Genomic DNA, 20,736 nt, shown 5'->3' on the forward strand with positions numbered 1-20,736 from the left:
TCCAAATCGCTCAAAGAGCGTCAAGTTTCCATACGACTGTCATCAAGCCTGTATTGACTGACGACAGGGATGTCACCAAGAACCTAGGGACGGATACCCGTTGAAACCTCATAACGCTGTCATTGCGCCTGTCGTCGCGCCTCCATTGAAATCGCTACTGCGTCGGGGCCTGCTCGGCGCTGCGCTGTTCTCCGGTGTGATCAATATCCTGGCGCTAATTGGCCCGGTGTTCATGTTGGAAGTGTATGACCGGGTCATTCCCAGCCAGAGCGTGCCGACATTGATAGCGCTTGGTTTGCTGGCGTTGGGGGTCTATGCGCTTTCGGGGTTGCTGGATGTCATTCGCTCCCGTGTCATGGTGCGAATCGCTTCTTCGCTGGATCTGGCACTGTCCACCCAGGTCTTCAATGTGATTGCCGGTGCGTCGCTGAAAACGCCGATTACTGGCGATGCCTTGAAACCGGCCCAGGAACTGGACCAGATCCGGAACTTCATAGGCGGTCCGGGTCTGGTGGCGTTTTTCGATTTGCCCTGGATGCCGGTTTACCTCGCGGTGTGTTTTTACATTCACCCGCTGTTCGGTCTTTTGGCCGCCGGCCTGATGGTCATCCTCATCGCGCTGACCGTAACCACTGACCGGCAGACCCGCAAACTGATGCAGGCTTCGGCTGATGCATTGAACAAGCGCAATCATCTGGGCCAGCAAGCCCACCAGAACGCCGAGGCCCTCAAGGCCATGGGCATGTTGGCTAACACGTCGAATGTCTGGCAGAAGAATCACAGCACCTTCATCACCCTGCAACGACGCTCGATCGACATCGGTGGTTTTTACGGTGGCATTTCCAAAACCCTGCGCCAGATCGTCCAGTCGTCCGCCCTGGCGCTGGGGGCGTGGCTGGTGATCAAGGGGGACATGAGCGGCGGCACGATGATCGCAGCCTCGATTATTGTGGCGCGGACCCTGGCGCCGGCGGAGCAGGTGATTGCCACGTGGCGCAGCCTGTTGGGTGCCCAGATTGCTTGGAAGAAGTTGCTGGAAGTGTTTTCCATGTTCCCGGATGCCCAGAGCAAGACCGAGCTGCCCGTTGCCCATCGCAGTTTGCAGGTCGAAAGTATTTTTGCTGCGCCGCCCGGCGCGCAGCGCCTGACCTTGCAGAATATAAACTTCATGGTCGCCGCAGGCACCGCCGTTGGCGTGGTGGGGCCGAGTGCATCGGGCAAGTCGTCATTGGCGCGCGTGCTGGTCAACGCCTGGGCGCCGGCGCGGGGGCATGTCCGGCTCGATGGGGCGCCGTTGGACCTGCTGACCGAGCAGGCTCGCGGCAAGCTGATCGGTTATCTGCCGCAGAGCGTTGGTTTGTTCACTGGAACCGTCGCCCAGAACATCGCCCGGCTAGATCCTTCGGCACTGGACAGCGCGATTGTCAGCGCTGCGCAATTGGCCGGGGTTCATGAGCTGATCCTGCAGTTACCCCAAGGCTATGAAACCCAAGTGGGCGAGGGTGGGGTCAACCTCTCGGCCGGCCAACGCCAACGGGTGGCCCTGGCCAGGGCATTGTTTGGTGATCCGTTCCTGGTGGTCTTGGACGAGCCGAATTCAAACCTCGATGCCGAAGGCGAACAGGCGCTGGCCAAGGCCATCCTGGCGCTCAAGGCCCGTGGCGCAATCGTGGTGGTGATTGCCCATCGCACCAATATTCTGGCAGTGATCGATCAGGTACTGATCCTCGAAAACGGCGTGCAAGTCGCTTACGGCCCCAGGGATGTCGTCCTTAAACGACCTCCCGTAGCGCCTCCCAAGCCTTCCAATAATGTGGTGGAACTGGGAGCGTCGAACTGATGCATACCGATCAAGAAGTCACCCTGACCGCTTCCTTGTCCCGTCATCTGCGCTGGGGGGCGATCTCATTGGTGGTGCTGCTCGGTGGAGGGTTGACCTGGGCGGTGTGCACCAATCTGTCCGGCGCAGTGATCGCCACGGGCGTTGTGGCTGTGGAGGGGAGCGTCAAGACTATCCAGCATCCTACCGGCGGCGTCGTCGCCGAACTCCTGGTCAAGGAAGGGCAGGCAGTCGCTGCGGGGGACGTGCTGTTGCGCCTCGATGCCACATTGCCCGCTGCCAGCCAGGCCATCGTCAGTAAATCATTGAACCAGGCCTGGGCCCGTCTGGCTCGCTTGGAGGCCGAGCGAGACAATGCCAGCGAAGTGGCGATACCCCAAGAGCTGCTGACCCGCATGAGTGTGGATGAGGCCAAGGCTGTAATGGCCATCGAGCAGCAACTGTTCCTCGACCGCCGGGCTTCCCGCGAAGGCCAGAAGAAGCAGCTGCGTGAGCGTGTCCAGCAGCTCAACGAAACCATTGCCGGCCACGACATCCAGCAGAAAACCAAGCAAGAAGAAATCGAGCTGATCGACAGCGAATACCAGGCCGTCAAGAAACTGTTCGACAAAGGCATGATGACCCTCGACCGGGTCAATGCCTTGGCCCGGGGGATTGCCCGGCTGCGTGGGGAGCGGGGCCAGCTGATGGCCTCCATTGCCGAAGCGCGGGGCAAGATCGCCGAAACCGAATTGCAACGCCTTCAGGTTGACCAGACCTTCCGCAGTGAGGTGTCCCAGGAGTTGCGTGATCTGCTTGCCCGGCAGGGTGAGTTGATCGAGCGGGAAATCACTGCCAGCGACCAGCTCAAGCGCGTCGACATCATCTCGCCTATTGCCGGCCGCGTGCAGCAATTGGCGGTGCACACCATTGGCGGCGTGATTTCCCCTGCCGAAGGGTTGATGCAAATCGTCCCCGCCGATGATGAATTGCTGGTGGAGGCGAAAATCAGCGCCCAGGACATCGATCAACTGACGGTCGGGCAGTCGGCAATCTTGCGATTGAGCGCCTTCAACCGCAGCACCACGCCGGAACTGACCGGCACCGTGGTGCGCCTGTCAGCGGACTTGATTCAGGACGAACGTACCGGAATTGGCTTTTACCGAGCGGGCATCAAGATTCCCCAAAGTGAGTTGGCAAAACTCCAAGGGCTTGCCCTGGTGCCGGGGATGCCCGTGGAGTCGATGATCCAGACCGGCTCCAGGAACGTCATGTCTTATTTGCTTAAACCGATCAGCGATCATGCTCAGCGGGCCTTCCGGGAAGGATGAGGCTCTGCTGAATCAGCAGCGCGCAACCGAATCATCAACAGGGCAAGGAAGAAAAAATGGCAGTGATTAATGGGACATCGGGTACGGACACTCTGGTTGGTACCACGGGTGCGGATCAGTTGTATGGGTTGGAAGGGAATGACTCGCTGAGCGGCGGGGACGGCAACGATTGGCTGGAGGGCGGTGCAGGTTCGGACACTCTCAATGGCGGGACAGGGACTGACACAGCGTCCTACGCCAATTCGACCGCTGGGGTGACAGTCAATCTGACCACAGGGACTGGACTGGGTGGGGATGCGCAGGGCGATACGTTGACAAGCATGGAAGCCGTAGTGGGCTCGTCTTTCAACGACACGCTGATCTCCCAGACCAATGGACATTCCCTACAGGGAGGGGGCGGTGATGACGTCTATGTCGTCAACGGGATCGGCGTAACAGTCTACGAGGCAGCTGGTTGGGGGAACGATGAGGTTCGGACAACACTTGCGGACCTGACGCTCGCGGCTAACGTTGAGCGCCTGACCTTTACCGGCACGGGTAATTTTATCGGTCGCGGCAATGCCTCGGACAACATCATTACCGGCGGCGCGGGTAACGATACCCTGATCGGTGGTGCAGGCGCGGACCAGTTGATTGGTGGTGCCGGTGTGGACACCGCCAGTTACGAAGACTCTGGCAATGTGACCCTGAACCTGAAAACCGGAGTACATACCGGAGCTGCGCTGGGTGACACTTTCAACGGTATCGAAACCTTCCGGGGCTCGGCCTCACTCGATACTTTCTACGCCAGTGCTGCCGCTGATAATTTGGATGGCTACTCCGGTAACGACACGCTGACTTACTCGCAGTCCGAACAGGGCGTCAACATCACGATGACTTCCGCCACGGCGGGGACAGGTGTGGGTGGTGATGCGCAGGGCGATACATTCACCAGCTTCGAGACCATCAGGGGCTCGAACTTTGGCGATGTATTTACCACCACAGCGGGTACTACCGAGTTTTATGGTGATGGCGGTAATGACGTTTATGTCATCAACGGCACTGCCAGCCAGTTCGTGCGAGAGTTTGCTGGCGGTGGTGATGATGAGGTACGCACCAATCAGGCCAATGTGACCCTGGCGACAGAGGTGGAGCGCCTGACCTTCACCGGCACGGGTAATTTTGTCGGTCGCGGCAACGCTTCGGACAACATCATCACCAGTGGCGCCGGCAACGACCTTCTGTTCGGTGGGGCCGGGGCCGACCAGTTCATCGGTGGTGAGGGAACCGATACCGTCAGCTACGCTGACAGCACTGCGGGTTTGACCATCAACACCCAAACGGGCATCCACACGGGCATCGCCACAGGGGATACCTACAGCAGCATTGAAGCCATTACCGGCTCCAACTTCAGTGATGTCTTTGTGGGTGACGCAGGCGCCAACATCTTCAACGGCGGCACTGGCCTGGACTTGTTGAGCTTCGCCAATGAGAGCTCAGGTATCACGCTGGACCTGAGTGCGCCTCTGGTGACAGGTGTCGCTGCGGGCGATAGCTACACCTCCATCGAGATTTTCCAAGGAACTGCCCAGGCTGATGCTTTCACCGGAAGTACAGGTGCTGCGGAAAACTTCATTGGTGGTGCAGGCGCTGATACGCTCAATGGCTTGGGCCGCGGCGACGGCGCCTGGTATCTGACCAGTAGCGATGCCGTGCAGGTCGACCTGCTGACGGGAACCGCGTCGGGTGGTGATGCGCAAGGCGACGTGCTGGCCAATATCGATAATCTGATCGGCTCGCAATTCAACGACACACTGACGGGCAATGCCTACTCCAACAAACTGGAAGGCGGAGCGGGTAGCGACTTGCTTTATGGCGGTGATGGCGATGACTTTATCTATGGCGGTACCGTCACGGATATCAGCACCCTTGCGCTGACGCCTTCCACTGGTGCCCAGGCCGATACGCTGTATGGCGGCAATGGCAATGACACCATGCAGAGTAGTGGCAACGACGTTGGCAGCACGCTTTACGGCGAGGCCGGCAGTGATACGTTGACGGTCTCCTCCGGTATTGCCTATGGCGGCGATGGCAACGATATCCTGACGGGAGCCGGCTACGCCTATGAACTTCATGGGGGCGCGGGTTTTGATATTTTCAATATGAATGCGTCTGGCGATGCCTATGGTGGGGAGGGTGGGGATGCCTACATCGTCAACTCAAAAAGCATGGTCGCCATTGAAGACACCGGGACGACGGGTGTGGACACTGTCAGGCTGAACAACATTCAGAGCGTCAACGACGTGCAGGTGATCAAGACCGATGCAGGCGCCTACATCTTCAACGCTGCCGATTACCAGAGCGGTAACCTGGACTCCGGTGTTTTCCTGAAAGACTGGTACGCAGGAAGCAATACCATCGAGACGTTCTTTACCAACAATGGCGACTCTTTCACTCTTCCGGTCTAAGCGTCCATCTGGCCACCGCACCATCTGTCGATTTCAGCGGATGTTGCGGTGAGATAAAACACCAACGGCAAAGCCCGCAATCAGGCTTTGCCGTTTTTTTTACCCAGCTTCCTACACACAAAAGAAAACCCCCGATAAACCAGCGGTCTATCGGGGGTTTCTTCAGCAGGCGTCTTCACACGCCCACCTACTCAGCTTATTGGCAAGCTTCGCAATCCGGCTCGTCGATTGCGCAGGCCTTTGGCACTGGCGCAGGTCCTGCTGGAGCGGCCAGGACCGAGTCGTCACTGTGGTTGCCGCCGCTGGAAACAGCGTTCAGCTTGCCGGTGTTGATGGTCGACTTCTCGGTGCTGGTGGCGGCCAGGGCACGGAGGTAGTAGGTGGTTTTCAGGCCACGGTACCAAGCCATGCGGTAGGTCACGTCCAGCTTCTTGCCCGAGGCGCCGGCGATGTACAGGTTCAGCGACTGAGCCTGGTCGATCCACTTCTGGCGACGGCTGGCGGCGTCGACGATCCACTTGGTGTCCACTTCGAACGCGGTGGCGTAAAGCTCTTTGAGCTCTTGCGGAATGCGCTCGATCTGCTGCACCGAACCGTCGTAGTACTTCAGGTCGTTGATCATGACCGAGTCCCACAGGCCGCGAGCCTTGAGGTCGCGGACCAGGTACGGGTTGATCACGGTGAACTCGCCCGACAGGTTCGATTTCACATACAGGTTCTGGTAGGTCGGTTCGATCGACTGCGACACGCCGGTAATGTTGGCGATGGTGGCGGTCGGTGCGATGGCCATGATGTTGGAGTTACGGATGCCTTTCTGCACACGGGCGCGAACCGGTGCCCAGTCCAGGGATTCGTTCAGGTCAACGTCGATGTACTTCTGGCCGCGCTGGGCGATCAGGATCTGTTGCGAATCCAGCGGCAGCACGCCTTTGGACCACAGCGAACCCTGGAACGTCTCGTAGGCGCCGCGCTCGTCGGCCAGGTCGCAGGAAGCCTGGATCGCGTAGTAGCTGACCGCTTCCATGGACTTGTCGGCGAACTCGACGGCGGCATCGGAACCGTACGGGATGTGCTGCAGGTACAAGGCGTCCTGGAAGCCCATGATGCCCAGGCCGACCGGACGGTGCTTGAAGTTCGAGTTCTTCGCTTGCGGCACCGAGTAGTAGTTGATGTCGATCACGTTGTCGAGCATGCGCACGGCGGTGTTCACGGTGCGTTGCAGCTTGGTGGTGTCCAGCTTGCCGTCGACGATGTGGTTCGGCAGGTTGATCGAGCCCAGGTTGCAGACGGCGATTTCGTCCTTGTTGGTGTTCAAGGTGATCTCGGTGCACAGGTTCGAGCTGTGGACCACGCCCACGTGCTGCTGCGGGCTGCGCAGGTTGCACGGGTCCTTGAAGGTCAGCCATGGGTGGCCGGTCTCGAACAGCATCGACAGCATCTTGCGCCACAGGTCTTTGGCCTGGACGACTTTGAACAGCTTGATCTTGTTGTACTCGGTCAGGGCTTCGTAGTACTCGTAGCGCTCTTCGAAGGCCTTGCCGGTCAGGTCGTGCAAGTCCGGCACTTCCGATGGCGAGAACAGGGTCCACTTGCCGTCATCGAAGACGCGCTTCATGAACAGGTCAGGGATCCAGTTGGCGGTGTTCATGTCGTGGGTACGACGACGGTCATCACCGGTGTTCTTGCGCAGCTCGATGAACTCTTCGATGTCCATGTGCCAGGTTTCCAGGTAGGCACAGACCGCGCCCTTGCGCTTGCCGCCCTGGTTGACCGCTACGGCGGTGTCGTTGACCACTTTGAGGAACGGCACGACGCCCTGGGATTTGCCGTTGGTGCCCTTGATGTACGAGCCCAATGCGCGAACCGGTGTCCAGTCGTTACCCAGGCCGCCGGCAAATTTCGACAGCATGGCGTTGTCGTGGATGGCGCCATAGATGCCCGACAGGTCGTCCGGAACGGTGGTCAGGTAGCAGCTGGAAAGCTGTGGACGCAGGGTGCCGGCGTTGAACAGGGTCGGGGTCGACGCCATGTAGTCGAAGGACGACAACAGGTTGTAGAACTCGATCGCACGGTCTTCGCGCTGCTTCTCTTCGATTGCCAGGCCCATGGCCACGCGCATGAAGAAGATCTGCGGCAGTTCGAAGCGGATACCGTCCTTGTGGATGAAGTAACGGTCGTACAGGGTTTGCAGGCCCAGGTAAGTGAACTGCTGGTCGCGCTCGTGGTTGATCGCCTTGCCGAGTTTTTCCAGGTCGAATTCGGCCAGGACCGGGTTCAGCAATTCGAACTCGATACCCTTGGCGACGTAGGCCGGCAGCGCCTTGGCGTACAGGTCGACCATTTCGTGGTGGGTCGCGCTCTCGGCGACTTCCAGGAAGCTCAGGCCTTCGGCACGCAGGGTGTCCATCAGCAAGCGGGCGGTCACGAAGGAGTAGTTCGGCTCACGCTCGACCAGGGTCCGCGCGGTCATCACCAGGGCGGTGTTGACGTCCTTGAGGGCGACGCCGTCGTAGAGGTTCTTCAGGGTTTCGCGCTGGATCAGGTCGCCGTCGACTTCTTCCAGGCCTTCGCAGGCTTCGGTGACGATGGTGTTCAAGCGGCCCATGTCCAGCGGCGCCAGGCTGCCGTCGGCGCGAGCGATGCGGATCGAAGGGTGGGCCTGGACCGGTGCGTCGGCCGGGGTGCGCGTGGCACGTTCCTTGGCGCGGGAGTCACGGTAGATCACGTAGTCGCGAGCCACTTTCTGCTCGCCGGCGCGCATCAGGGCCAGTTCGACCTGGTCCTGGATTTCTTCGATGTGGATGGTGCCGCCCGAGGGCATGCGACGCTTGAAGGTCGCGGTGACTTGTTCGGTCAGGCGGGCCACGGTGTCATGGATTCGCGACGAGGCGGCAGCGGTGCCACCTTCAACTGCGAGGAACGCTTTGGTGATGGCGACGGTGATCTTGTCATCGGTGTAGGGAACGACAGTGCCGTTACGCTTGATCACACGCAATTGGCCCGGCGCGGTGGCGGACAGATCCGGGCTCGAATCGTTGGCCAGCGGCGCGGTGCCCTGCGGGTTCTCGCGAGTTGTGTCGGTGTGCATGGGTGTCTCCACATTCTCTATGTTTGTTTGGGCGCCATTACGGTGCCCACCGTTCCGTCCTGAAGCACTACAACCGACTGGGCGCCGGGCATAACAACTTCGGGACAGTAGGAAGCAGGCGTTTAATGCCGCTTCCATCCGAAGTTCTGAGTTGCGAGCCTGGGCTCGAAACCGGATTGCCAGGGTGGCAGCAATGGACTGCAACACCCGTACCGTTTCGGTCGTTTCGACCTCGAAACAGTTGCCATCCGCAGGGGCGGTCTGGGCTTGGGGAAATGCGATGTATCCGGTGAACAGAAGCAAGAAAAATCGCTTGAATTCTCTGTCCAACTTGTGTTTGGTTTTGGGCCGAAAACCCTACATGTAGGGTTTTTTACGCGGCGGGCTACAAGATAATGCGTTTTGGGGGGTGAATGCAACGTACTACCTGTGGATAAGCCTGTGCGTAATTTGTGTGCGAAACGTGGAACTGCGCTGTAGGCCGCGACCTAGCTGGAGTGGGCTATTTTTCATCGAATTACCGGATCGAAAAACAGCCCCGTGGTTTTTGCGGGCGCGGACATTACCACACTAAACCTGCCGCGACCGAACGCATTTGTTCGCTTGTTTTCTGTGCATCCGGCGTTTATACAATCGGCCCATGCATGGGCATGTTTATCCTCCTTTAATGTGACAAAAACACGGAGGATCCTATTCGAACCTCTGGAATGGGCATTGTTGTGGCGAGGGATCCATCTGCAAGGGTTGTGGCCATCCGGTCCTTTATTTTCATAACAAGACGAGGCCCCCAGTGGAACAAGAACCCTGGCAGATATTGATCGTCGAAGATGACCAGCGGCTGGCCGAACTGACCCGTGAATACCTTGAAGGCAACGGGCTGCGCGTCGCCATTGAAGGTGACGGTGGGGTGGCGGCGGCGCGGATCATTGCCGAGCAGCCGGACCTGGTGATCCTCGACCTGATGCTTCCCGGCGAGGACGGCTTGAGCATCTGCCGCAAAGTCCGCCAGCAATACGACGGGCCGATCCTGATGCTCACCGCCCGCACCGACGACATCGACCAGATCCAGGGCCTGGACCTGGGCGCCGACGACTACGTCTGCAAACCGGTTCGTCCGCGCTTGCTGTTGGCGCGTATCCAGGCCCTGTTGCGACGCAGCGAGCCGGAGCCGTCCGTGGCGCAAAAGCAGCGACGGCTGCAGTTCGGCCCGCTGGTGGTCGACGATGCCTTGCGCGAAGCCTGGTTGCAGGGCAACGGGATCGAGCTGACCAGTGCCGAGTTCGACCTGCTGTGGCTGCTGGTGTCCAATGCCGGGCGCATCCTGTCCCGGGAAGAAATCTTCACCGCCCTGCGCGGCATCGGCTATGACGGCCAGGATCGCTCCATCGATGTGCGCATCTCGCGCATCCGACCCAAGATCGGCGACGACCCGGACCACCCGCGGCTGATCAAGACCATCCGCAGCAAAGGCTATCTGTTCGTCCCTGAAGCTTGCGTAGACCCGGCGCCGTGAACTCGATCTTCCTGCGTATATATGGCGGCATGTGTGCGGCGCTGGTGTTGGTGGCGGTCCTTGGCGTGCTGGCCCTGCACCTGCTCAACCAGACCCGCAGCGAGCAGTACCGCGAGCGCCTGGCCCACGGCACGTTTTCATTGATGGCCGACAATCTGCGGCCAATGAACGACACCGAGCGGCGCCGGGCCCTGTTGGTCTGGGAGCGCCTGCTGGGTATTCCGCTGGCCTTGCAGACCTTCGCCCAGACCGATCTCGACCTCGGCCAGCGCACCCGCGTATTGCGCGGCCAGGCGTTGGTCGAGCAGACGGGGCCGCACGCGGCAAAAGTTTATCGGCTGGTCAACGATGTCGAGCAATTGATGCTGGTGGGGGAAGTCCAGCAGATCAGTGAACAACTGGCCCGGGCGACTATTTACCTGTTGGCCGACGAGCTGGTGCGCTATCCAGTAGCCGAGCAGCCCAAGCGGCTCGCGCAATTGGAGCAGGAGAAAGGCTTCGGCTTCGCGCTGCGGCTCATGACCGCCGAACAGGCGGACATGGACGAAGACCAGCGCCGTCGCGTGTCCGAGGGCGATACGGTGATGGCCTTGGGCAAAGGCGGCGACTCTATCCGGGTGTTCGCCGGCATGGTCGGCACACCGTGGGTGCTGGAGATCGGTCCGCTGTACCAGATGAACCCTTATCCGCCGCAGTGGCTGGTGCTGATCGCAGCGCTGGGGCTGAGCCTGATCGGGCTGATCGTCTATCTGTTGGTGCGCCAACTGGAGCGGCGCCTGCGTGGCCTGGAGTCGGCCGCCACGCAAATCGCCCAGGGCAGCCTGGAAACCCGCGTGCCGGCCCGGGGTGCCGACTCGGTCGGGCGCCTGGCGGCAGCGTTCAACGGCATGGCCGAGCACCTTCAGCAACTGTTGGCGATCCAGCGTGAGCTGGTGCGGGCGGTGTCCCACGAATTGCGCACCCCGGTGGCGCGCCTGCGTTTCGGCCTGGAAATGATTGGCAGCGCCACCACGTCCCAGGCCCGCGACAAGTACCTGGCGGGCATGGATCACGACATCGAAGACCTGGATCGGCTGGTGGACGAGATGCTCACCTACGCGCGGCTGGAACAAGGGTCGCCGGCCCTGAACTTCCAGCGGGTGGACCTGGATGCGCTGGTCAATCAAGTGATCGATGAACTTGGGCCGTTGCGGGCCGGGGTCACGGTCGAGCGGGGCCTGTGCCTGTCGGCCGCCGACTGCGACGGTGCCTGGGTCGAGGCCGAGCCACGCTTCCTGCATCGTGCCCTGCAGAACCTGGTGGGCAATGCCATGCGCCACGCCCGTTCACGGGTGACCGTCAGCTACCAGGTGGGCCAGTTGCGCTGTCGGGTGGATGTGGAAGACGACGGGCCTGGCGTGCCGGAGGCGGCGTGGGAGCGGGTCTTCAAGCCTTTCCTGCGCCTGGATGACAGCCGCGCCCGGGCTTCCGGCGGCCACGGCCTGGGGCTTTCAATCGTGCGGCGAATCATTCACTGGCACGACGGCCGGGCGCTGATCGGCAAGAGCAAGAGCCTTGGCGGAGCCTGTTTCAGCTTGAGTTGGCCGAGGCATCAGGATCGGTCTTGAGGGAGGCGGCGCTTGATGGTCCGCCTTCGCGAGCAAGCCCGCTCCCACAGGGTGGACCGCATTTCAAATGTGGGAGCGGGCTTGCTCGCGAAGATGGCCTTTCAGGCGCTGTAAATCTCAGGCCTTGATACTTACCAGGCTCAACAATTGCCCATCCTTGACCCCAAACTGCGCCTGTAATTCACGGCCATGGCGCCATTCGGTCGACAGGTCTGTCAGCAACCGCAGCCGCACCTGCCCGTCATGTGTCCATTCCAGCACCTCGGCATGCTCGAAATAAAAGCGCTGCCCAACGATGGGGTACAGCGCCTTGAACAAGCTTTCCTTTACCGAAAAGGTCAGCGTCACCAACAGGGCCCGGTCTTCACGGGCAAGCGTTGCCATGCGCAGCAGTTCTGGCGGGGTGAGGATTTCACCGGCCAGGCGTTCGGCGCGCTCGGGATCGAGCAGGTTTTCCAGGTCCATGCCCAGTCCGTACCAGTCACTTTTTCGGGCGACGATGGCCGCCGCACGGCCGGTGCTGTGGGTGATGGAGCCGCTGACATGGGCCGGCCACACCGGCGCGCGGTCTTCGCCGATGGCCGGAACGCAGGGCTGGCCGTCAAGCCGTTGCAAGGCCGCCCGGGCGCAGATCCGACCGGCCAGGAACTCTGCCTGACGCTTGGCCACCGAACGCTGGATGCTCGGCGGCGGCTCGATGGCACTGTTCGAAAAGTCTTTGCCGGTCAGCAACTGCGAATCGAAGCGAGTGCTCAGCAGCACTGTACCGGGCAGGACTTCAGGCAACAGCCAGAGGTCATCCAGGGGCGAGCAGCAGGCGGGCAGGTCGGGGAGTGCGTTCATGCCCGGCATTTTGCCGGGTTGGCTTGAGACTGGGTAGTGGGGGGAGCCTGATGGGTGAGATCAGGCTTTGTGCGGCGAGGGAGCAAGCTCCCTCAGGGTTAGGTGTTAGCCGAAGATTTTCTTGAAAAACGCCTTCATGTCCGCCCAGGATTTTTCATCGGCTTGCTTGTTGTAGCCAATGTCCGGCCCGCCATGTTCACCGTGGCTCAGGCGGTCGGCGTCCGGGTTGCTGAAGCCGTGCTTGGCGCCTTCGAGGCTGACGAATTTATAGTCGGCCCCGGCCTTGTCCATCTCGCCCTTAAAGGCGGTGACGTTGTCTTCGGTGACCATGCTGTCCAGCGCGCCATGCTCCACCAGGATTTTGGCCTTGACGCTGCCGGGCGTGGCCGGGGTATTGGTCACCAGCGCACCGTGGAAACTCACCACACCGGCCAGCGGAACACCCTGGCGCGCGGCGTCCAGTACCACTTTGCCGCCGAAGCAGTAACCGATGGCCGCCAGTTTGTCCGGATCGGTCTGGGGTTGTTTCGTCAACAGGTCGAGCCCGGCCTGGAAGCGCGCGCTGGCCGCCTTGCCGTCCTTGAGCGCTGCCTGCATGAATGCCATGGCGTCCTTGGGGTGCTCGGTGTTCTTGCCGTCGCCGTACATGTCGATGGCCAGGGCGCTGTAGCCGAGGCCGGCGAGGTCACGGGCGCGGCGCTTGGCGTAATCGTTCAGGCCCCACCACTCATGCACCACTACCACGCCCGGGCGCGGCCCTTTGACGGCATCGTCGTAGGCGTAGTAACCGATCAGCTTGGTGCCGTCGGCACTGGTGTAGGGGATCTCCTGGGTCTGGATGGCGGCGTGGCTCGCGCCGCTTAACGCCAGAAGTACTACAGCAAGCAACCTGCGCATGGTGGATCTCCTTGAAAAACCGATTTGTGAGGCAAGACACTTTAGCCGATTCATTCAGCGCAGGTTCAGAGAGCGTTCAAGGGGTGTTCAGGGAGCGCTGGTTAACGTGGCTGCGACTTCACACATTACCCACGCTTCAAAGGAGCTTGACCATGACGCACATGAAAAAACTGCTGCTGGCCTTTACCGTACTGGGCGCCAGCGCCATGGCCCACGCCGATGACAATTTCGCCAGCCTGACCCTTGGCCAGACCAGCGACAAGGTCAAGAAATCCAATGCCCTGAACGACAATCTGAACCACCCGAACGCCGATGGCATCATTGGCAAGGACTCCACCTATGGCGTTCGCCTGGGCAAGCAAAACGACCAGGGCCGCTACTACGCGACCTACGACAACGTCTCGGGGACTCATAACGGCATCAAACTGCGGCAGGAAAACCTGCTGGGCAGCTACGATGTGTTTTATCCGGTCACCAGCAGCACCAAACTGTTCGGCGGTGGCACGGCGGGCGTGACCAAACTGACCCAGGATTCGCCGGGCTTCAGCCGCGACAGCGACATTGGCTACGCAGTGGGCTTACAGGGGGGCGTGTTGCAGCAAATTTCGCAAAACACCTCGGTGGAACTGGGGTACCGTTACCTGCGCAGCAACGCCAGCACCGAGATGAGCCCCCATGGCGGCGACAAGGTCGGTTCGCTGGACCTGACCAGCAGCGCCCAGACTTACCTGTCCGCCAACTACACGTTCTAAGCGGCTGAGGGTGAGCGTATCCAGCCGGATCGGCCAACGATGATCCGGCGTCTTACGTTGAGGTGCGCAACATTGGATTGTTTGATTTGCCTGGGGAGGCTTCATGAAATTACTGGTCGTCGAAGACGAAGCGCTGTTGCGTCATCATCTGCAAACCCGTCTTACCGACAGCGGCCATGTGGTGCAGGCCGTGGCCAATGCCGAGGAAGCCTTGTACCAGGTCGGTGAATTCAACCACGACCTGGCGGTGATCGACCTGGGCTTGCCGGGCATCAGCGGGCTCGAGCTCATCCGCCGCCTGCGGTCCCAGGACAAGACATTTCCGATCCTGATCCTGACCGCCCGTGGCAACTGGCAGGACAAGGTCGAAGGCCTGGCTGCCGGAGCCGATGACTATGTGGTCAAGCCGTTCCAGTTCGAAGAACTGGAAGCCCGGTTGAATGCGCTGTTGCGTCGCTCCAGCGGTTTCACCCAATCGACCATCGTCGCCGGCCCGCTGTCGCTGGACCTCAACCGCAAGCAGGCGTCCCTGGGCGAGGAACCGCTGGCGTTGACCGCCTACGAATACCGCATTCTTGAATATCTGATGCGTCACCACCAGCAGGTGGTCGCCAAGGACCGCTTGATGGAGCAGCTTTACCCCGATGACGACGAGCGCGACCCCAATGTCATCGAAGTGCTGGTCGGGCGCCTGCGCCGCAAACTCGAAGCCCCGGCCGGCTTCAAGCCGATCGATACCGTGCGTGGCCTGGGTTACCTGTTCAACGAGCGCTGCCAGTGATTCGTTCGCTACGGCTGCGGTTGATGCTGGCGGCCATGACCCTGGCGGTGCTGTTCATGCTGGCGCTGCTGCCAGCCATGCAAGGCGCGTTCAGCCTGGCATTGCAGGAATCCATCGAGCAACGGCTGGCCTCGGACGTGACCACGCTGATTTCCGCCGCCCGAGTGGAAAACAATCGGTTGAAGATGCCGGAGCAATTGCCCGATGAGCGCTTCAACCTCGCCGATGCTCGCCTGCTGGGCTACATCTATGACCGCGAGGGACGGCTGGTCTGGCGCTCGAAGGCGACTCAGGAAGAGAACATCAACTACACCCCGCGCTATGACGGCCAGGGCAACCAGTTCGCGCGTATCCGTGAAAACAACGGCCAGGAATTTTTTGTCTATGACGTCGAGATCAAGCTGCTCGGCGGTCAGAATGCGGCGTTCAGCATCGTCACCCTGCAACCGGTTCGCGACTACGAAGTGACCCTGCAAGGGCTACGGGACAACCTTTACCTGGGCTTCGGCGCGGCTCTGCTGGTGTTGCTGGCCCTGTTGTGGATCGGCCTGACGTGGGGCCTGCGGGCGCTGCGGCGCTTGAGCCAGGAGCTGGATGAAATCGAAAGCGGCACCCGGGAAAGCCTCAGCACCGAGCATCCTCGGGAGCTGTTGCGCCTGACCGGTTCCCTCAACCGCCTGCTGTACAGCGAGCGCGAGCAGCGCAGCCGCTATCGTGACTCCCTCGATGACCTGGCCCACAGCCTGAAGACCCCGCTGGCGGTGCTGCAGGGTGTCAGCGAAGACATGGCCCGGCGCCCCGGGGAACGTGGGCAAGCCTGGGTGTTGCAAACCCAGATCGAACGCATGAGCCAGCAGATCGGCTACCAGCTGCAGCGCGCCAGCCTGCGCAAAAGCGGGCTGGTGCGCCATCAGGTGCGATTGCGCCCGGTGCTGCAAAGCCTGTGCGACACCTTGGACAAGGTCTATCGCGACAAACAGGTGCATGTGGTTTTCGATCTGCCGGAACACTGCCAGGTGCCGATCGAGCAGGGCGCTTTACTGGAAATGCTTGGCAATCTGCTGGAAAACGCTTACCGGCTATGCCTGGGCGAAGTCCGCGTCAGTGTGCACCAGACCCTCGGCGGCACCGAGTTGAGCATTGAAGACGACGGGCCGGGTGTGCCGCCGGATCAGCGCGCGCGGATTCTCCAGCGTGGCGAACGGCTTGACCGCCAGCACCCGGGACAGGGCATCGGCCTGGCGGTGGTCAAGGACATCATCGAGAGCTACGGCGCCCAGTTGACCCTGGGGGATTCGGAGCTGGGCGGGGCGGCGTTTCGGATTCATTTTCCGGCGGTGTGACAGAAATTTTTCCGGTGCTTGCTGGCCCCTGTGGCGAGGGAGCTTGCTCCCGCTCGATTGCGCAGCAATCGCAAAAAAACGGGGCCGCTGCGCAGCCCAGCGGGAGCAAGCTCCCTCGCCACGGGCACCGGTAGATACACCGAAAAAGTTAAACGTGATGACTCAGCTCTCCCGTTCCCGATAAGCACCCGGCGTCACCCCTGTCCACTTCTTGAACGCCCGGTGGAACGCCGACGGCTCCGAGAACCCCAGTTGCTCGGCAATCTGCTGCAACGACAGGTCCGCGCGGCCCAGATGGTAGATGGCGATATCCCGCCGCAGCTGGTCCTTGAGCTCCTGGAAGCTGGTGCCTTCTTCGCGCAAATGCCGGCGCAACGTCTGCGGACTGATGTGCAAATGAGCGGCGACAGTCTCCAGGTCAGGCCAGCGATCCGTGTCGCGGCTCAACAGGCGGCGCAATTGGCTGCTCAGGCTATGGCCGTCGTCCGGGCGCGACAGCAGGTCGGCGGGGGAGCGTTCGAGAAAATGCTTGAGGGTCCGCTCGTCTTGCAGCAGCGGCATATCCAGGTAGCGGCTGCGGAATAACAGGCTGGTGTCCGGCGCGTCGAACACCAGCGGGCAGGGAAACAGCAAATCGTATTCGGCGCCGTGGGCGGGCTTGGTGTAGCCGAAGGTCGCTTGCTCCAGGACGATGCGCTGGCCGATCAGCCAACTGGCGAGGCGATGCCAGACCACCAGCAGGCTTTCACTCAGGAAGTGATCCGGGTCCTGCAGCGTCGATTCGTCCAGCACCAGGCGCACCCGTTCACCTTCGCTCACCAGCGTCAGACGCGGGGCATCGGCGAACAGGCTGTAGAACAACAGGCCGCGTTGAAGCGCTTTTTCCAGGGTGCGACAGTGGATCAACGCGTGGCACATCATCGCGAATGTCCCCGGTTTACTCGGGGCCTGGCCGAAGCCCAGGTATTCATCATCAAGGCTTTGCCACAGCGCTTGCAGCAGCCGGGCGAACTGTTCCGGCGCGATTCGCGCGCGCGGTTCGTCCAGCAGTTCCGGGCTGATGCCCAGTTGTTGCAGCAAGGGTAAATAGTCGAACCCTTGCCGGCGCGCACCGCCCAGGGCGGCGCGGGCGAAGTGACTGGCGATCGTGCGTTGGCGCATGGCAGAAATCCGTCCGTTCAAGCGCGCGATGGTAGCAGGGGCTCGACGCTCGGCAAGGCGGATATCCGCCAAATCCTGGAGCTGCAAGCAGGCCATTGGCGGAAATTCGCCACTTGCACGCCTTGTTTAACACCCATGTGAAATCCGCCAAGCCGTCTGCTATACCGGATGTAGGACGTTTGTTGAAAATGGCACGCGGTTTGCGATGCGTTACGTAGGTCTGCCGCGTGCAGCCGACAAAACAAATCCCTCCAGTTGCAGGAGGGTTCGCAATTAAGGTGCCGTGGACGACAGGTGGAAGTCGTCGAACGGGACTCTTGAGGAAGGTTTGCCATGACGACTCGTCAGCCACTGTACAAATCCCTGTATTTCCAGGTGATCGTAGCCATTGCCATCGGTATTTTGCTCGGCCACTTCTACCCGCAGACCGGCGTTGCCCTCAAGCCATTCGGCGACGGCTTCATCAAACTGATCAAAATGGTCATCGCCCCGATCATCTTCTGTACCGTCGTCAGCGGCATCGCCGGCATGCAGAACATGAAATCGGTCGGCAAGACCGGCGGCTACGCGCTGCTGTACTTCGAAATCGTTTCCACCATCGCCCTGCTGATCGGCCTGGTCGTGGTCAACGTCGTGCAACCGGGCAACGGCATGCACATCGACGTGTCGACCCTGGACACCAGCAAGATCGCCGGTTTCATCTCGGCCGGTAAAGACCAAAGCATCATCGCCTTCATCCTCAACGTGATTCCGAACACCATCGTCGGCGCATTCGCCAACGGCGACATCCTGCAAGTGCTGATGTTCTCGGTGATCTTCGGTTTCGCCCTGCATCGCCTGGGTGCCTACGGCAAGCCGGTGCTGGACTTCATCGATCGCTTCGCCCACGTGATGTTCATCATCATCAACATGATCATGAAGCTGGCGCCACTGGGTGCTTTCGGTGCCATGGCGTTCACCATCGGCGCCTACGGTGTCGGTTCGCTGGTGCAACTGGGCCAGTTGATGATCTGCTTCTACATCACCTGTGTGGTGTTCGTGCTGGTCGTGCTGGGCGCCATCTGCCGCGCTCACGGCTTCAGCGTCGTCAAGCTGATTCGCTACATCCGTGAAGAACTGTTGATCGTGCTGGGTACTTCCTCCTCCGAATCGGCCCTGCCGCGCATGCTGATCAAGATGGAGCGCCTGGGTGCCAAGAAATCGGTCGTGGGCCTGGTTATCCCGACTGGCTACTCGTTCAACCTCGACGGTACTTCGATCTACCTGACCATGGCCGCGGTGTTCATCGCCCAGGCCACTGACACCCCGATGGACCTGACTCACCAGATCACCCTGTTGCTGGTGCTGCTGCTGTCCTCCAAAGGCGCTGCGGGCGTGACCGGCAGTGGCTTCATCGTGCTGGCGGCGACCCTGTCGGCCGTGGGCACCTTGCCGGTGGCCGGCCTGGCGCTGATCCTCGGTATCGACCGCTTCATGTCCGAAGCCCGCGCCCTGACCAACCTGGTGGGCAACGCTGTCGCGACCATCGTGGTTGCCAAGTGGGTCAAGGAGCTGGACGAAGATCAACTGCACACTGAGCTGGCTTCCGGTGGTCGCGGTATCTCCGATGTTCGTGAAGATGACGAGCAGATCGCGGCGGCGCAGATTGCGGCGGCTGAAACCTCTACTTCCGGCGCTGTGAAGTAATCTTCAGGCTCTAATGAAAAACCCGCTTCGGCGGGTTTTTTATTGGCTCAATTTTGAAGCCTGCGTGCTTCTGTGGCGAGGGAGCAAGCTCCCTCGCCACAATGGGGTTCACACTGAGCGCAATGGTCATCCCCAGTGACACCTGTGGTAATTGCCTCGCCGCAAACGCCTGCCTAGTCTTTAGCCATTGTCCCTAGGAGATTGCCCATGCAAGGCCCACTGGCATCGCTCAAGGTTCTGGATTTCTCGACCCTGTTGCCTGGCCCGTTCGCCTCGCTGCTATTGGCGGACATGGGCGCCGAGGTGTTGCGCATCGAATCACCGACTCGCCCGGACCTCTTGCGAATACTGCCGCCCCATGACCAAGGGGTCTCGGCCAGCCACGCCTATCTCAACCGCAACAAGCGCAGCCTTGCGCTGGACCTCAAGCAGCCGCAAGCGCTGGAAGTGATCAGGCAATTGCTGGGGGGCTACGACATTCTCTTGGAACAGTTTCGCCCTGGCGTGATGGAGCGGCTGGGGCTGGGGTACGAAACCCTGAAGGCGATCAATCCCCGGCTGATCTACGTTTCAATCACCGGCTACGGCCAGACCGGGCCCTACAAGGATCGCGCCGGCCATGACATCAACTACCTGGCCCTGGCGGGCCTGGCCAGCCACACCGGCCGTGCCGACAGCGGCCCGTTGCCATTGGCGATCCAGGCGGCGGACATAGCCGGTGGGTCGTTGCACGGGGTGATCGGCCTGCTGGCGGCGGTGATTGCCCGTCAGCAGACCGGGCAAGGCCAGCACCTGGACGTCAGCATGACCGATTGCGTGTTCAGCCTGAACGCCATGGCCGGTGCCGGCTACCTGGCCTGCGGTGTGGAGCCGGGTCCGGAAAACCAACTACTCAATGGCGGCAGTTTCTACGACTACTACCGCACCCGGGACGGACGCTGGATGTCCGTGGGTAGCCTGGAGCCGGCGTTCATGCTGGCTTTGTGCGAAGCCCTCGGGCGACCGGAGTTGGCGGCCCATGGCTTGTCGCCGAAACCCGAGCAGCAACGCACGCTCAAGCAGGCCTTGCAAACCGAGTTCGAGAAGCATGATTTCACCGAGCTTTGCCGTCTGTTTGCCGACATTGATGCTTGCGTCGAGCCGGTGCTGAGCCTGGAAGAAGCCATAGGGCACCCGCAATTGCGAGCCCGGGACGTGGTGACCCAGGTGCCTCGGGGCGACGGTTCGAGCCAGACGCAGATGGCCTGCCCACTGAAGTTTTCCGAAGGGCTGCCCGAGCCTCGGCATATTGGCGCGGGGTTGGGGGAACACACCGACCAGGTGCTGGGGGAGTTGGGGTTCAGTGCGCAGCGGATTGCCGAGTTGCGGGCTGTTGGGGTGGTTTTGTAGTGTTCTTCAGGGCCTCTTCGCGAGCAAGCCCGCTCCCACACTGGACCTTTGGCGTCCACAACTCCCCTACTGTGGGAGC

General features: G+C 61.0%; 14 protein-coding genes. 10 read left to right on the forward strand and 4 right to left on the reverse strand.

Annotated elements, in window-relative coordinates; translation table 11 throughout:
• Positions 1-100: 100 nt before the first annotated feature.
• The 3 genes from AD663_RS06110 to AD663_RS06120 are packed head-to-tail and all read left to right on the forward strand — an operon-like array spanning position 101 to position 5,597.
• Entirely contained in the window at positions 101-1,840 is a 1,740-nt protein-coding gene (locus tag AD663_RS06110; RefSeq protein WP_003178928.1) for a type I secretion system permease/ATPase, read from the forward strand.
• Entirely contained in the window at positions 1,840-3,150 is a 1,311-nt protein-coding gene (locus tag AD663_RS06115; protein ID WP_053213434.1) for an HlyD family type I secretion periplasmic adaptor subunit, read from the forward strand. The genes AD663_RS06110 and AD663_RS06115 overlap by 1 nt, the downstream gene beginning before the upstream one ends.
• Positions 3,151-3,206: 56 nt before the next feature.
• Positions 3,207-5,597 (forward strand): calcium-binding protein, encoded by a 2,391-nt coding sequence (locus AD663_RS06120; protein ID WP_053213435.1) that lies wholly within the window; start codon positions 3,207-3,209, stop codon positions 5,595-5,597.
• A 196-nt stretch (positions 5,598-5,793) separates the two neighbouring features.
• Here the strand turns inward: AD663_RS06120 and AD663_RS06125 are convergent, their stop codons facing one another.
• Positions 5,794-8,685 (reverse strand): ribonucleoside-diphosphate reductase subunit alpha, encoded by a 2,892-nt coding sequence (locus AD663_RS06125; RefSeq protein ID WP_053213436.1) that lies wholly within the window; start codon positions 8,683-8,685, stop codon positions 5,794-5,796.
• Between the two features lie 790 nt (positions 8,686-9,475).
• On the opposite strand from AD663_RS06125, the gene AD663_RS06130 reads away from it, so the two are divergent.
• Together AD663_RS06130 and AD663_RS06135 are read left to right on the forward strand one after the other, a co-directional pair.
• Complete coding sequence (locus tag AD663_RS06130; protein WP_053213437.1) at positions 9,476-10,198, forward strand: response regulator; 723 nt, start codon at positions 9,476-9,478, stop codon at positions 10,196-10,198.
• The gene (locus AD663_RS06135; RefSeq protein ID WP_003178938.1) at positions 10,195-11,805 is read left to right on the forward strand and encodes an ATP-binding protein; all 1,611 of its coding nucleotides are present in this window, start codon (positions 10,195-10,197) and stop codon (positions 11,803-11,805) included. The genes AD663_RS06130 and AD663_RS06135 overlap by 4 nt, the downstream gene beginning before the upstream one ends.
• 117 nt (positions 11,806-11,922) lie before the next feature.
• Here AD663_RS06135 and AD663_RS06140 read toward each other — a convergent pair whose 3' ends face one another.
• Both AD663_RS06140 and AD663_RS06145 read right to left on the reverse strand, forming a co-directional pair.
• Positions 11,923-12,648, reverse strand: coding sequence for a 4'-phosphopantetheinyl transferase (locus tag AD663_RS06140; RefSeq protein WP_003178941.1), 726 nt, complete (start codon positions 12,646-12,648; stop codon positions 11,923-11,925).
• A 105-nt stretch (positions 12,649-12,753) separates the two neighbouring features.
• Complete coding sequence (locus AD663_RS06145; RefSeq protein ID WP_003178943.1) at positions 12,754-13,545, reverse strand: dienelactone hydrolase family protein; 792 nt, start codon at positions 13,543-13,545, stop codon at positions 12,754-12,756.
• Between the two features lie 152 nt (positions 13,546-13,697).
• Here AD663_RS06145 and AD663_RS06150 point away from each other — a divergent pair, with 152 nt between their 5' ends.
• From AD663_RS06150 to AD663_RS06160, 3 genes are all read left to right on the forward strand, one after another.
• Positions 13,698-14,297 (forward strand): outer membrane beta-barrel protein, encoded by a 600-nt coding sequence (locus tag AD663_RS06150; RefSeq protein ID WP_003178945.1) that lies wholly within the window; start codon positions 13,698-13,700, stop codon positions 14,295-14,297.
• Between the two features lie 103 nt (positions 14,298-14,400).
• On the forward strand, positions 14,401-15,078 hold the full coding sequence (locus AD663_RS06155) for a response regulator (protein WP_003178946.1): 678 nt from the start codon (positions 14,401-14,403) through the stop codon (positions 15,076-15,078).
• Positions 15,075-16,421, forward strand: coding sequence for an ATP-binding protein (locus tag AD663_RS06160; protein WP_003178948.1), 1,347 nt, complete (start codon positions 15,075-15,077; stop codon positions 16,419-16,421). Before AD663_RS06155 ends, AD663_RS06160 begins: the two co-directional genes overlap by 4 nt.
• 162 nt (positions 16,422-16,583) lie before the next feature.
• Here the strand turns inward: AD663_RS06160 and AD663_RS06165 are convergent, their stop codons facing one another.
• Positions 16,584-17,582 carry an AraC family transcriptional regulator gene (locus tag AD663_RS06165; RefSeq protein ID WP_003178952.1) on the reverse strand — a complete coding sequence of 333 codons (999 nt, stop codon included), beginning with the start codon at positions 17,580-17,582 and terminating at the stop codon, positions 16,584-16,586.
• A 333-nt stretch (positions 17,583-17,915) separates the two neighbouring features.
• Here AD663_RS06165 and AD663_RS06170 point away from each other — a divergent pair, with 333 nt between their 5' ends.
• Positions 17,916-19,268: a dicarboxylate/amino acid:cation symporter gene (locus AD663_RS06170; RefSeq protein WP_003178954.1), complete on the forward strand. Its 1,353-nt coding sequence runs from the start codon at positions 17,916-17,918 to the stop codon at positions 19,266-19,268.
• Between the two features lie 207 nt (positions 19,269-19,475).
• Positions 19,476-20,657, forward strand: coding sequence for a CaiB/BaiF CoA-transferase family protein (locus AD663_RS06175; RefSeq protein WP_053213438.1), 1,182 nt, complete (start codon positions 19,476-19,478; stop codon positions 20,655-20,657).
• The last annotated feature ends 79 nt before the right edge of the window (positions 20,658-20,736 follow it).

The sequence above is a fragment of the Pseudomonas sp. Q12-87 genome, assembly GCF_001269755.1.
GTDB lineage: Bacteria > Pseudomonadota > Gammaproteobacteria > Pseudomonadales > Pseudomonadaceae > Aquipseudomonas > Aquipseudomonas fluorescens_S.